This window comes from Streptomyces durmitorensis (genome assembly GCF_023498005.1).
Taxonomy (GTDB): Bacteria; Actinomycetota; Actinomycetes; order Streptomycetales; family Streptomycetaceae; genus Streptomyces; species Streptomyces durmitorensis.
Genome location: NZ_CP097289.1, coordinates 4,843,460 through 4,857,125 on the forward strand (window position 1 = coordinate 4,843,460; position 13,666 = coordinate 4,857,125).

The window sequence follows — 13,666 nt, forward strand, 5'->3', positions numbered from 1 at the left end:
TGTGCGTCCACGCATGGTAACGAGGTGCGCTGTGGCGAAGTGCCGCGGACTGCTCCACATGATCGGAAGACCTGGCCGGAGAGGGGCGCGCGGCCCCGGAGGTCCCGCTGAAAACCGGGCGGCTGGGGGCGTCCGGGGCACGTACCCTTTTCTGTTGTGCCGAACGCCAATGAAGAAAATCCCAGCGCACTGAGTCAGGTGCAGCGCCGCGCGGTCAGTGAACTGCTGCGTGTGTCCCCTGTCGCGGACGATCTTGCCCGCCGTTTCCAGGAGGCCGGGTTCTCTCTCGCCCTGGTCGGCGGGTCGGTCAGAGACGCGCTCCTTGGCCGGCTCGGCAATGACCTGGACTTCACGACCGATGCCCGCCCCGAGGACGTACTGAAGATCGTCAGGCCGTGGGCGGACTCGGTGTGGGAGGTCGGGATCGCCTTCGGCACCGTGGGGAGCCAGAAGGATGGCTACCAGATCGAAGTCACGACGTACCGGTCCGAGGCGTACGACAGGACCTCGCGCAAGCCCGAGGTGTCGTACGGCGACTCCATCGAGGAAGACCTCGTACGCCGTGATTTCACCGTCAACGCGATGGCCGTCGCTCTCCCCGAGAAGGAGTTCGTCGACCCGCACGGCGGTCTCGAGGACCTGGCAGGGCGAATCCTGCGCACCCCGGGCACCCCGGAGGACTCCTTCTCGGACGACCCGCTGCGGATGATGCGGGCCGCGCGGTTCGCCGCGCAGCTGGACTTCGAGGTGGCTCCGGACGTCGTCGCCGCGATGAAGGCGATGGCCGAGCGCATCGACATCGTCTCCGCGGAGCGCGTCCGTGACGAACTGAACAAGCTGCTCCTCTCGCCGAACCCGGCGAAGGGACTTGCTCTACTTGTCGACACAGGCATCGCTGACCGCGTGCTGCCCGAGCTTCCGGCGCTGCGGCTGGAGAGTGACGAGCACCACCGTCACAAGGACGTCTACGACCACTCGCTGATCGTCCTCGAGCAGGCGATGGCGCTGGAGGAGGACGGCCCGGATCTGACGCTGCGGCTCGCGGCGCTGCTGCACGACATCGGGAAGCCGCGGACGCGGCGCTTCGAGGACGACGGCCGGGTCTCCTTCCACCACCACGAGGTGGTGGGGGCCAAGATGGCCAAGAAGCGGATGACGGAGCTCAAGTACTCGAACGAGCTCGTGAAGGACGTCTCGCGTCTGGTGGAGCTGCACCTGCGCTTCCACGGCTACGGAACAGGCGAGTGGACGGACTCGGCCGTACGTCGCTACGTACGCGACGCGGGCCCTCTCCTCAGCCGGCTGCACAAGCTGACCCGGTCCGACTGCACGACGCGCAACAAGCGCAAGGCCAATGCGCTGTCGCGTGCGTACGACGGCCTGGAGGAGCGCATCGCGCGGCTTCAGGAGCAGGAGGAGCTGGACTCGATCCGTCCGGACCTGGACGGCAACGAGATCATGCAGGTCCTGGACGTACGGCCGGGCCCGGTGATCGGCCAGGCCTACAAGTTCCTGCTGGAGCTGCGGCTGGAGAACGGGCCGATGGAGCGAGACGAAGCGATCGCGGCGCTCAAGGAATGGTGGGCCGCACAGGAGTGAGATGGGACTCGGTGCGATGTTTCACGTGAAACATCACGCCGGATCCGGACATGCGAAGGGGCACTGTTTCACGTGAAACAGTGCCCCTTCGCTTACGCCGCTACTTGGTCTTCAGGCAGAGCACCACATCGTGGCTGCCGCCGGTCTGGTAGTAGGAGACCTCGGTCCCCTTGACCGTTTCGCACTTGCTGACGCTGCTCGTGTTGTCGAACTTCTCGATGACCTCGAACTCGGCGTCGCTGGAGGAGCAGTCGGCGTTCTTGAGGTCCGGCTGCGACTGCGTGCCCTTGTTGTGCAGGCAGTCACCGACGGCAGTGGTCTCGGCGTCGCTCTTGCCCAGCTGCCACTTGACGACAGCGATGATGATGCCGATGACGATGACGGCACCGATCCGCAGGACCACCTTGCTCACGCGTCGGCCACCGCTCGGCGCGGCCGGAGGCGGAACCGGGGCGCCCTGGTTGTAGGGCGGGTAGGGCTGCTGCGGAACGCCGGGCTGGCCGGGCTGTCCCGGCTGGCCGGGGTGCGGCTGCACGCCCTGGCCGTACGGATTCTGGCCCTGGGGCGGAGTAGTCACTTGGGGGTCCCCCTCGAACGGAAGCGCGATGGCGCGGATACGACGTCCGTAAGTTATAGGGATGCAGTGACAACTCTGAAGCCCAGAGTGGCTCTGTGGCATTGATGTGACACTTACTGCGCGTCAAATCTGGCCATAGCGGCAGCAATCGCTGCGTAGATAACGGCGACCGTGACCACCAGCGGGACCGATCGCCCGTCAGGCGGCAGCATCAGGGCGGCAACTCCGGCCGCGCCGACGAAGGCGACGTTGAACAGGACGTCGTAGACGGAGAAGATCCGGCCACGGAAGCTGTCGTCCACCGTGGACTGCACCACCGTGTCCGTGGCGATCTTCGCGCCCTGGGTCGTCAGGCCAAGGAGGAACGCGGCGATCAGCAGCGGGACAGGTGAGAAGGGCAGGGCGAGCGCCGGTTCCAGGATCGCCGCCGCCCCCGCGCAGACGACGATCCAGCCGCCGGCCGCCAGCCGGTTCACCGCCCAGGGCGTCACCACGGCCGCCGCGAAGAAGCCCGCCCCAGAGACCCCCACGGCGAGCCCGAGCAGGGCGAGCCCGTCGGACTCCGAGGACGACCAGGCGTATCGGCAGAGCATCAGGACCATGACCGACAGGGCGCCGTAGCAGAACCGCATGAGCGTCATCGCGAGGAGCGCGCGGGCGGCAGGGCGCCGCTGCGACAGATGTCGGACCCCGGCCACCAGGTCCCGCGCCGTACCGGCAAGGGCCGTGCCGAGCTGTGGCCGCATCAGCTCAGGGTCCGGACCGAGGAGTTCACGCGCCATCCGCAGTGAGGCGAGCGCCGCGCACAGGTACAGGGCCGCCCCGAGGAGCACCACCACCGCGTCGGAGTCGGAGCCCGCCAGGCGTACGACGAAGGCGAGACCGCCGCCCACGGTGGCGGCCAGCGTCCCCGCGGTCGGTGACAGGGAGTTGGCCATCACCAGGCGCTCCGTGTCGACCACACGGGGCAGCGCCGCCGAGAGTCCGGCGAGGACGAAACGGTTGACGGCGGTGACGCAGAGCGCGGAGGCGAAGAAGAGCCAGTCGGGCACGCCGCTCAGCATCAGCACCGCGGTCACCGAGGCAAGAGCGGCCCGCAGCAGATTGCCGTACAGAAAAACCTGTCGGCGTGGCCAGCGGTCGAGGAGCACGCCGGCGAAGGGGCCGATCAGTGAGTACGGCAGGAGCAGCACCGCCATCGCGGAGGCGATCGCGGCCGGTGAGGTCTGCTTCTCCGGCGAGAAGACGACGTACGTGGCGAGGGCCACCTGATAGACGCCGTCCGCGCCCTGGGAGATCAGCCGCACGGCGAGCAGACGCCGGAAGTCCCCCAGGCGCAGCAGTACGCGCAGGTCACCGACGACAGCCATGGGGCACAGCCTCACATACGAGGAGGGTCCCCGGGCGCATTGCCCGGGGACCCTCAACAGCCGTTCAAGGGAAGAGCTTTTAGCGCTCGACCTCGCCCTTGATGAACTTCTCGACGTTCTCGTAGGCCTCGTCGTCGAAGTACTGCACCGGCGGGGACTTCATGAAGTACGAGGACGCGGAGAGGATCGGGCCGCCGATGCCGCGGTCCTTGGCGATCTTCGCGGCGCGCAGGGCGTCGATGATGACACCGGCCGAGTTCGGGGAGTCCCAGACCTCGAGCTTGTACTCGAGGTTCAGCGGGACGTCACCGAAGGCGCGGCCCTCGAGGCGGACGTAGGCCCACTTGCGGTCGTCGAGCCACGCGACGTAGTCGGACGGACCGATGTGGACGTTGTCGGCGCCCATGTCACGGTCGCGGATCTGCGAGGTGACGGACTGCGTCTTCGAGATCTTCTTGGACTCGAGGCGGTCGCGCTCCAACATGTTCTTGAAGTCCATGTTGCCGCCGACGTTGAGCTGCATCGTGCGCTCGAGACGGACACCGCGGTCCTCGAACAGCTTCGCCATCACGCGGTGCGTGATGGTGGCGCCGACCTGCGACTTGATGTCGTCGCCGACGATCGGGACGCCCGCCTCGGTGAACTTGTCAGCCCACTCCTTGGTGCCGGCGATGAAGACCGGAAGGGCGTTGACGAAGGCGACCTTGGCGTCGATGGCGCACTGCGCGTAGAACTTCGCGGCGTCCTCGGAACCGACGGGCAGGTAGCAGACGAGGACGTCGACCTGCTTGTCCTTGAGGACCTGGACGACGTCGACCGGGGTCTCGTCGGACTCCTCGATGGTCTGGCGGTAGTACTTGCCCAGGCCGTCGAGGGTGTGGCCGCGCTGGACGGTGACGCCCTTGCTCGGTACGTCGCAGATCTTGATGGTGTTGTTCTCGCTGGCGCCGATGGCGTCCGTGAGGTCGAGGCCGACCTTCTTGGCGTCCACGTCAAAGGCGGCGACGAACTCGACATCACCGACGTGGTACTCGCCGAACTGGACGTGCATCAGGCCCGGGACCTTGGCGTCCGGGTCTGCGTCCTTGTAGTACTCGACGCCCTGGACCAGCGAGGCGGCGCAGTTGCCCACGCCGACGATGGCTACGCGAACCGAACCCATTCCGGTTGCTCCCTGTGTGATTCGTGTATTCCGGATGAGACCCTGCGGACCGCGGGGCCTCACTTGGCGGTGTCATCGGACGGATCCGGCGGCGGGTTGGTCTCCCGCCGCCGGGGCAGGCCGCCCGACTCCCCAGATGTGCTGTCGTGCTGAGCGGAGCTGTCCGGGGCGGACCGTTGCTGGTCGCGTCCCGCTCGCTCGCTCTCGATGAGCTCGTTCAGCCAGCGCACTTCGCGCTCCACGGACTCCATTCCGTGCCGCTGCAGCTCAAGCGTGTAGTCGTCCAGGCGCTCCCGGGTACGGGCCAGGGAGGCGCTCATCTTCTCCAGACGCTCCTCGAGGCGGCTGCGACGCCCCTCGAGCACCCGCATGCGTACGTCCCGCGATGTCTGGCCGAAAAAGGCGAAGCGGGCGGCGAAGTGTTCGTCCTCGTACGCGTCGGGGCCGGTCTGTGAGAGCAGGTCCTCGAAGTGCTCCTTACCTTCCGCCGTCAACCGATAGACGATCTTGGCGCGGCGCCCGGAGAGGGGGGCCGCGAGGGCCTCCTCGGAGGCGCCACCCGATTCCTCGATCAACCAGCCGCTCGCGACCAGCGTCTTGAGGCAGGGGTAGAGCGTCCCGTAGCTGAAGGCGCGGAACACTCCCAGCGATGTATTGAGCCGTTTACGCAGCTCATAGCCGTGCATCGGGGACTCGCGCAGCAGGCCGAGCACGGCGAACTCGAGGATGCCGGAGCGTCTGCTCATCTTCGCCTCCCGTCTGCCAGCGTCTGTCGACACGGTCTTTATGCCGAGCTGATGTATCGACTCGATACATCGAGACGATAGAACGGCCCACCAGCTGAGACAAGAGGGGAAACGGTGAACGGCGTCACATCACCGATTCGTAGGAAGCAACTTGCCTGATTTGGGGTGAACTTCTGCCCTAAGAGGGTTTTGACGGTGCGTAGTCTGTGCGCCATGCAGACCGCCGGGAACCAAGTGACACCTGAGGGCGTCGTTGACCCTGGTGTAGTGCGGATGAGCGCCGGGACGGGCGCATCCGTACTTCGGGGGGACCGGAAACCAGCCGCCGTTTCCAGGCGCGGATACCTGCGCCTGCCCGAGGAGTAATCGTTCGATGAGCGAGCACCGTCGCAAACCGCCGCAGCCGCAGGGCGGCGGACGCGCCGCGGCCAGACGCGGCATCCCAGGCGCGTCGTCGGGCCGCCGCGCGGCACCGCGTGGCGCCACTGGATCGCCCACTTCCTCAACCGGCTCGCACGGGACAGGGGCCCCTGACGACGGGGACCGTTCCTACGGCGGCCGCGCAGAGGCCCGTCGTGCCGCGCAGCGCAGCGGCGCTGTCGGCGCCGGCGGAGGCCGCCGCCGAGCGGCCGACGGGTCCGGCGCCGGGCGCTCAGGCGCCGGTGGCGGAGGTCGTCGCGGTGGCGGAGGCCCGAACGGACCGGGCCGCGGCCGTGGCCGTGGCGGTCATGAGCCCCGCAAGAAGCGCCTGATCGACTACCCGCGTGCGGAGAAGGACGGTCTGCGGCGCTGGGTTCCGTCCTGGCGTCTGGTCACCGGCCTGTTCGTCGGGTTCCTCGGCAGCCTGATGGCCGTAACGGGCATCGCGTACGCCTTGGTGCAGGTGCCGAAGGTCGACGAAGCGGCCACGGCGCAGAACAACGTCTATTACTGGGCCGACGGCAAGCAGATGGTCGCGACCGGTGGTGAGACGAACCGCCAGATCATCGACTACGACAAGATCCCCAAGGAGATGCGGACCGCCGTCATCTCGGCCGAGAACAAGACGTTCGAGGATGACAAGGGCGTCGACCCGATGGGCATCACTCGCGCTCTGGTCAACATGGCCAAGGGCGGCGAGACCCAGGGTGGCTCGACCATCACCCAGCAGTACGTGAAGAACGCGCGCCTCGGTGACCAGTCCCAGACGTTCACGCGTAAGTTCAAAGAGCTCTTCATCTCCATAAAGGTCGGCCGCACGGTCTCCAAGGAACAGATCATGGCGGGGTACCTCAACACCGCCTACTACGGCCGTGGGGCCTACGGCATCCAGGCCGCCGCCCGCGCCTACTTCGGCGAGGACGCCAGCGACCTGGATCCCAGCGAGTGCGCGCTCCTGGCGACGGTGCTCAAGGGCGCCACGTACTACGACCCGGCGGGGTCCGCCGCGGTCGACCCCGCGGCCACGCAGCAGGCCAACACCGAGCGGGCCATGAAGCGCTGGAAGTGGATCCTCGACGAAGAGGTCAAGGACGGCCACCTGACCGCCGAGGTCCGCAACAAGTACACGAAGTTCCCGAAGCTGGAGAACCCGCGCTCCAACGCTCTGCTGGGCGGGCAGGTCGGCTATCTGGTCGACCTCGCCAAGGCGTACGTGATCAACAACAGCGACGGCCGGATCACGGCCAACGACCTTCAGCAGGGTGGCTACGAGATCCACACGACCTTCGACAGGACGAAGGTCAAGGAACTCGAGAAGTCCGTGGAGAAGGTCCGCAAGGCGAAGATCAAACCCAAGCAGCGCCCGACCAAGGACACCCACGTCCAGTTCGGTGGCGCCTCCGTGAACCCGGAGGACGGCGCGATCGAGGCCATCTACGGCGGTGAGGACGCGACCAAGCACTTCACCAACAACGCGGACCAGACCGGTGCGCAGGTCGGCTCGACGTTCAAGCCCTTCGTACTGGCAGCGGCCTTCAAGGACGGAACGCGCGACCCGGACGGGGTGGCGGAGCAGGGCGAGGCCCAGCGCACCATCGTCAACCCCAAGAGCCTCTACAGCGGCAAGAACAAGCTCAAGATCCAGAACTACGACGGCAGCGTCTGGACGGACAAGGAAGGCAAGGAGTGGCTGCAGACCAACGACGGTGACGCCTCCTACAACGCGCCGACCTACCAGATCGACCTCCGTGAGGCGATGCGGGAGTCCGTCAACTCGGCCTATGTACAGCTCGGCATGGATGTCGGCCTGGACAAGGTGAAGGCTGCGGCTGTCGACTCCGGTCTCAAGGCGAACAGCCTGGCCAGCGCCAATTACCCGTCCTTCTCACTCGGTACGTCCTCCCCGAGCGCGATCCGGATGGCCGGCGCCTACTCCACCTTCGCGTCCAGCGGTGAGCAGAACGAGCCGTACTCGGTCAAGAAGGTCGAGCACAAGGGCAACACCGTCTTCCAGCACGATGTGCAGACCAAGCGGGCCTTCGACAAGTCGGTCGCCGACAACGTCACCGACGTGCTCAGGACCGTCGTCGAGAAGGGCACGGGCACCTCGGCCCAGCTCAGCGGCCGCCAGGTCGCGGGCAAGACGGGTACGACCGACGGCAACAAGTCGGCCTGGTTCGTCGGGTACACCCCGCAGCTCTCGACGGCGATCAGCATGTACCGGCTCGACGACAACGAAGGGAACAAGAAGCGCGAGTTCCTGGAGATGTTCGGCACGGGTGGCGAAGAGAAGATCCACGGTGCCTCGTTCCCCGCGCAGATCTGGAAGGACTACATGGAGCAGGCCCTTAAGGGCGCTCCTGTGAAGAACTTCCCGGTCCCGGAGCCGATCGGCCAGGTCGTCGGTGAGACGCCGCCGCCGTCCCCGACCCCGACCCCGTCGGAGACCGAGGAGCCGGAGAAGTCCCCCTCGCCGACCCCGTCGGACACCGGGCCGTCCCCGACCCCCTCAGGAAGCCCTGATCCCGGTGAGACCTGTGCCGACTGGGACTTGCAGTGCAACAACAACGGCGGTACGGCGGACGGAGGAACCACCGACGGCAGCACCGGCGGTGAGTCGCCACCGGCCACGGACGATCCAACAGGCGGCGGAGGCAACAACGGCAACGGCAACGGAGGCTGGTTCGGCGGACCAACAGGCTGACCGAGGTCCCCGTGCGCGTGTTTCACGTGAAACGCACGGTTTCACGTGAAACATGCGCCGCCAAGCGCTGACGAGGGCCGCCATACCGCACCGGTGTGGCGGCCCTCTCCGTGTTCTCAGGTGCGTACGGCAGGATGTGCGGCATGCCCAGTGCAGAGACGACGCGCACGAGCGTGCACAAGACCACTAGTGCACAACAGGAGCCCGTACGGCCGACCAAGGAGGATGAGGTTGCCGCGGCCGGCAGCGAGCTGATCGGTGGACCCATCGGCCGCAGAGTGCTGTACGCGGCGACATGGTGGACCCCCGTACGCGTCATTGCGCTCATCGCGATCGGGATGTTCGCGCTCGGCATGGTGCAGAAGCTGCCGTGCTACGACGGCGCCTGGTTCCAGGGTGCGAGCTCGCAGTACACGCACGCCTGCTACTCCGACATCCCGCACCTCTACCAAGGGCGCGGCTTCGCCGACGGGCTCGTGCCCTACTTCGACAAGCTGCCCGGCGACATGGAGTACCTCGAATACCCGGTGCTCACCGGTGTGTTCATGGAGGTCGCCTCCTGGCTGACACCGGGCAGCGGGAGCATCCAGCACCAGGAGAAGTTCTACTGGATGGTCAACGCCGGGATGCTGATGGCCTGTACGGCGGTCATCGCCGTCTGTGTCGCCCGCACTCACCGGCGGCGCCCCTGGGACGGCCTGATGGTCGCCCTGGCGCCTGCCTTCGCGTTGACGGCCACCATCAACTGGGACCTGTTCGCGGTCGCTCTCACGGCCGCCGCGATGCTGATGTGGGCACGCGGGGGGACGCTCTCCGCGGGCATCCTGCTCGGCCTGGCGACCGCCGCGAAGCTCTACCCGGCGCTGCTCCTGGGCCCGCTGCTCATCCTGTGCTGGCGGGCGGGGCGCTGGCGGGCCTTCTGCATGACGGCCGGGGCAGCGGTGGGCGCCTGGCTCGTGGTGAACCTGCCCGTGATGATCACGCACGACGCCACGGGCTTCCACATCCGCGAAGGCTGGGCGAAGTTCTACACGTTCAGTCAGGAACGGGGCGTCGACTTCGGCTCGTTCTGGCTGATCCTCTCGCAGCGCATGGGCGACCCGCTGTCCACGGACACGGTCAACACCCTGGCGACGGCGCTGATGCTCCTGGCCTGCCTCGGCGTCGGTGCGCTGGGCCTGACCGCGCCGCGCCGTCCGCGCTTCGCGCAGCTCGCGTTCCTGGTGGTCGCCGCGTTCATCCTCACCAACAAGGTCTACTCGCCGCAGTACGTACTGTGGCTGATTCCCCTCGCCGCCCTGGCCCGGCCGCGCTGGCGTGACTTCCTGATCTGGCAGGCGTGCGAGGTCGCGTACTTCCTGGGGATCTGGCTGTACCTCGCGTACACGACAAGCGGAGACGCCCACAAGGGCCTGCCGACCGAGGGTTACCAACTCGCCATCGTGGTCCACCTGCTGGGGACGCTGTACCTGTGCGCCGTGGTCGTACGCGACATCCTGATGCCGGAGAGAGACCCGGTCCGGCGGTCCGGTGACGACGACCCCTCCGGGGGCGTCCTGGACGGTGCACAGGACGTCTTCGTCCTCGGGCAGCCGGCCCACCCACCGCGGCACGCGGCGCACTCCACCGAGGGGACCTACGTGCGGTGGGGATCGACGCCGACGGATATCTCACCCTGAGCCATTTCACCCTGAGCGAACAGGCCGCCGAGGTGGCCGGGAACGACTGAAGGGCCGGGAGCGACAACCGTCGCTCCCGGCCCTTCAGTCTGTGCTCCGTCCCGCGGTGATCAGCGGTCGACGATGCGGTCGAACTGCGTGGTGGTGTGCCGCAGATGGGCCACCAGCTCCTCGCCCACCTTCGGCTCGGGCGCGTCCGAGGGCACGAAGAGGATGGAGACCTGCATGTGCGGCGGCTCCGCGAACCAGCGCTGCTTGCCGCCCCAGACGAACGGCGACAGGTTGCGGTTGACGGTCGCGAGGCCCGCGCGGGCCACACCCTTCGCGCGCGGCACCATGCCGTGCAGCGCCTTCGGGGCCTCCAGGCCGACGCCGTGCGACGTGCCGCCCGCGACGACGACCAGCCAGCCGTCGGAGGCGACCTTCTGCTGGCGGTAGCCGAAGCGGTCGCCCTTGGTCACCTGCGTGACGTCCAGGACGGCGCCGCGGTACTCGGTGGCCTCGTGGTCGCCCAGCCACAGATGCGTCCCGATGCGCGCGCGGAAGCGCGTCTGCGGGAACTGCTGCTGCAGGCGGGCCAGTTCGTTGGCCTTGAGGTGGCTGACGAACATCGTGTGCAGCGGAAGACGGGCGGCACGCAGCCGGTCCATCCAGCCGATGACCTCTTCGACGGCGTCCGAGCCGTCGGTGCGGTCCAGCGGCAGGTGGATCGCGAAGCCCTCGAGCCGTACGTCCTCGATGGCCGCATGCAGCTGTGAGAGCTCCTGCTCGCTCACGCCGTGCCGCTTCATCGAGGACATGACCTCGATGACGACGCGGGCGCCCACGAGGCCGTGTACGCCGTCCAGGGACGACACGGAGCGGATGACGCGGTCGGGCAGCGGCACGGGCTCCTCGCCCCGCCGGAACGGGGTCAGGACCAGCAGATCGCCGCTGAACCAGTCCTTGATCCGGGCGGCTTCGTACGTGGTGCCGACGGCGAGGACGTCGGAGCCGAAGCGGGTCGCTTCTTCCGCGAGGCGCTCATGACCGAAGCCGTAGCCGTTGCCCTTGCAGACCGGGACGATTCCCGGGAACTGCTCCAGCACGTGCTTGTGGTGTGCCCGCCAGCGCGCGGTGTCGACATAGAGCGTGAGCGCCATGGCCGGATCCCGGAACCTTTCTCGTGGCTGCGGTGTATCAGAGGTATGAAGAGTATTTGTGGCTGTGTGAAGTGTGCCGGGTCGGTGCGGTCAGCGGCGCGACATGTAGATGTCGAGCGCCTTGTGGAGCAGCTTGTTGAGCGGGAAGTCCCACTCGCCGATGTACTCGACAGCCTCTCCACCCGTGCCCACCTTGAACTGAATCAGTCCGAACAGGTGGTCCGTCTCGTCCAGAGAGTCGGAGATGCCCCGCAAGTCATAGACGGTGGCGCCGAGCGCGTAGGCGTCCCGGAGCATCCGCCACTGCATCGCGTTCGAGGGCCTGACCTCACGGCCGATGTTGTCCGAAGCGCCGTAGGAGTACCAGACGTGCCCGCCGACGACGAGCATCGTCGCCGCGGACAGGTTCACCCCGTTGTGCCGCGCGAAGTACAGCCGCATGCGGTTGGGGTCCTCGGAGTTGAGGGTCCGCCACATCTGCTGGAAGTAACCGAGCGGCCGCGGCCGGAACTTGTCGCGGATCGCCGTGATCTCGTAAAGGCGCTGCCATTCGGCCAGGTCTTCGTAACCGCCCTGGACGACCTCGACGCCGGCCTTCTCGGCCTTCTTGATGTTGCGTCGCCACAGCTGGTTGAAGCCCTTGAGGACCTCGTCCAAGGAGCGGTTGGCCAGCGGCACTTGGAAGACGTAGCGCGGCTGGACGTCACCGAAGCCGGCGCCGCCGTCCTCGCCCTGCTGCCAGCCCATCTTGCGCAGCCGGTCGGAGACTTCGAAGGCACGCGGTTCGATGTGCGAGGCCTCGACGTCCCGCAGCCGCTTCACATCCGGGTTCTGGATGCCCGACTTGATCGCCGGAGCGTCCCAGCGCCGGATGACGACCGGCGGGCCCATCTTCACGGAGAAGGCGCCCTGCCGCTTCAGATGCGCGAGCATCGGCTGCAGCCAGTCGTCCAGGTTCGGGGCGTACCAGTTGATGACCGGGCCCTCGGGAAGGTAGGCGAGATAGCGCTTGACCTTCGGCAGTTGCCGGTAGAGCACCAGGCCCGCACCGACGAGTTCGCCGGTCCGGTCGTCGAACCAGCCCAGGTTCTCCGAACGCCATTCACTCTTCACATCCGCCCATGCCGGGACCTGGCAATGACTTGCCGACGGCAGACTCTGGATATACGCCAGATGCTGCTCGCGACTGATGGTCCTCAGGGTCAGACTCATGCGGGGCGCTCCTCGGCTGGTGTGTCCCCATGGGTACAGGGGCTCCGGCTCTCGCGCCGAAGCCTACTGTGCCCCGAGAGCGCCCCGTCTGGGCGTACGGAACCTTGGCCCCTGGCCTATGCGCGGCAGGGGCGCCGAGGAACGGTGGGCAGGCGGCTACCAGAGCCCGCCGAAGAGGCCGCCATGTGCCATACCCAGGAAGAATCCGACCGCCGAGGCACCGAGGCCGAGGATCAGACCGAAGCGCTCGCGGGTCGTCTCGGAGATGAACTGTCCCCACGCACCCGTGGCGATCCCCACCAGGCCGGCCCATGAGCTGAGCAGGTGGAGGTTGTGGAACATCGCTGAGACGAAGGCGATGGCCCCCAGGATCAGGGTCACGCCGAGCAGCGTGTCCTGCATGGGATGGGCCTTGCCGTCCGTGGCGAAGAGGGAGCCGGCGGTATTCGGTCGCAATGTCTGTGCCATGAGGCACCTCCTGCGTAAGGCGGCGCACTGTAGCGCCATACACACCCGATGTGTACAGATTCTGCCCCTCGGTCGCCGGATTTCAACCGGAAGCCCAGGTGCGGGTACTCTGTACCGTCTGCACCGGTGTCTGCCCATGCCATGGCAGGGACTCCCCGATCGGTCTACTGATCGGGGAGCCCGATTGTCAGTGGCTGCCGATACCGTTGCGTACGCATCACGACCCTCCTGCCACGGAACGACCGTGGCCGCTGAGTCCAAAGGAGGTGGGTTCCACATGCGTCACTACGAAGTGATGGTCATCCTCGACCCCGATCTCGAGGAGCGCGCTGTCTCCCCGTTGATCGAGAACTTCCTCTCCGTCGTCCGTGAGGGCAACGGAAAGGTCGAAAAGGTCGACACCTGGGGCCGTCGTCGTCTCTCGTACGAGATCAAGAAGAAGCCCGAGGGCATCTACTCGGTCATCGACCTGCAGGCCGAGCCTGCGGTCGTCAAGGAGCTCGACCGCCAGATGAACCTGAACGAGTCGGTCCTCCGGACCAAGGTCCTCCGTCCCGAGACCCACTGAGCTTCCTAGCTCAGCGGTA

General features: G+C 67.1%; 11 protein-coding genes. 4 read left to right on the forward strand and 7 right to left on the reverse strand.

The window, feature by feature from the left end; genetic code table 11:
* The first annotated feature begins 156 nt into the window (after positions 1 to 156).
* Entirely contained in the window at positions 157 to 1,599 is a 1,443-nt protein-coding gene (locus M4V62_RS21685) for a CCA tRNA nucleotidyltransferase (protein ID WP_249588905.1), read from the forward strand.
* Between the two features lie 100 nt (positions 1,600 to 1,699).
* Here M4V62_RS21685 and M4V62_RS21690 read toward each other — a convergent pair whose 3' ends face one another.
* From M4V62_RS21690 to M4V62_RS21705, 4 genes are all read right to left on the reverse strand, one after another.
* Positions 1,700 to 2,176 carry an LppU/SCO3897 family protein gene (locus M4V62_RS21690; RefSeq protein ID WP_249588906.1) on the reverse strand — a complete coding sequence of 159 codons (477 nt, stop codon included), beginning with the start codon at positions 2,174 to 2,176 and terminating at the stop codon, positions 1,700 to 1,702.
* A gap of 113 nt (positions 2,177 to 2,289) precedes the next feature.
* Positions 2,290 to 3,546 (reverse strand): MFS transporter, encoded by a 1,257-nt coding sequence (locus M4V62_RS21695; protein ID WP_249588907.1) that lies wholly within the window; start codon positions 3,544 to 3,546, stop codon positions 2,290 to 2,292.
* Positions 3,547 to 3,625: 79 nt separating this feature from the next.
* Positions 3,626 to 4,708 (reverse strand): inositol-3-phosphate synthase, encoded by a 1,083-nt coding sequence (locus tag M4V62_RS21700; protein WP_249588908.1) that lies wholly within the window; start codon positions 4,706 to 4,708, stop codon positions 3,626 to 3,628.
* 59 nt (positions 4,709 to 4,767) lie between these two features.
* Positions 4,768 to 5,454, reverse strand: coding sequence for a PadR family transcriptional regulator (locus M4V62_RS21705; RefSeq protein WP_249588909.1), 687 nt, complete (start codon positions 5,452 to 5,454; stop codon positions 4,768 to 4,770).
* A gap of 373 nt (positions 5,455 to 5,827) precedes the next feature.
* On the opposite strand from M4V62_RS21705, the gene M4V62_RS21710 reads away from it, so the two are divergent.
* Positions 5,828 to 8,578: a transglycosylase domain-containing protein gene (locus M4V62_RS21710; RefSeq protein WP_249588910.1), complete on the forward strand. Its 2,751-nt coding sequence runs from the start codon at positions 5,828 to 5,830 to the stop codon at positions 8,576 to 8,578.
* A 134-nt stretch (positions 8,579 to 8,712) separates the two neighbouring features.
* Positions 8,713 to 10,257, forward strand: coding sequence for a glycosyltransferase family 87 protein (locus M4V62_RS21715; RefSeq protein ID WP_249592925.1), 1,545 nt, complete (start codon positions 8,713 to 8,715; stop codon positions 10,255 to 10,257).
* A 110-nt stretch (positions 10,258 to 10,367) separates the two neighbouring features.
* Here the strand turns inward: M4V62_RS21715 and M4V62_RS21720 are convergent, their stop codons facing one another.
* The 3 genes from M4V62_RS21720 to M4V62_RS21730 form a co-directional block, all read right to left on the reverse strand.
* On the reverse strand, positions 10,368 to 11,399 hold the full coding sequence (locus tag M4V62_RS21720) for an alanine racemase (protein WP_160506093.1): 1,032 nt from the start codon (positions 11,397 to 11,399) through the stop codon (positions 10,368 to 10,370).
* 90 nt (positions 11,400 to 11,489) lie between these two features.
* Positions 11,490 to 12,611 carry a lipid II:glycine glycyltransferase FemX gene (locus tag M4V62_RS21725; RefSeq protein WP_249588911.1) on the reverse strand — a complete coding sequence of 374 codons (1,122 nt, stop codon included), beginning with the start codon at positions 12,609 to 12,611 and terminating at the stop codon, positions 11,490 to 11,492.
* A gap of 156 nt (positions 12,612 to 12,767) precedes the next feature.
* Entirely contained in the window at positions 12,768 to 13,079 is a 312-nt protein-coding gene (locus M4V62_RS21730) for a hypothetical protein (protein WP_249588912.1), read from the reverse strand.
* Positions 13,080 to 13,356: 277 nt separating this feature from the next.
* On the opposite strand from M4V62_RS21730, the gene rpsF reads away from it, so the two are divergent.
* Positions 13,357 to 13,647, forward strand: coding sequence for a 30S ribosomal protein S6 (rpsF, locus tag M4V62_RS21735; protein WP_006604399.1), 291 nt, complete (start codon positions 13,357 to 13,359; stop codon positions 13,645 to 13,647).
* The last annotated feature ends 19 nt before the right edge of the window (positions 13,648 to 13,666 follow it).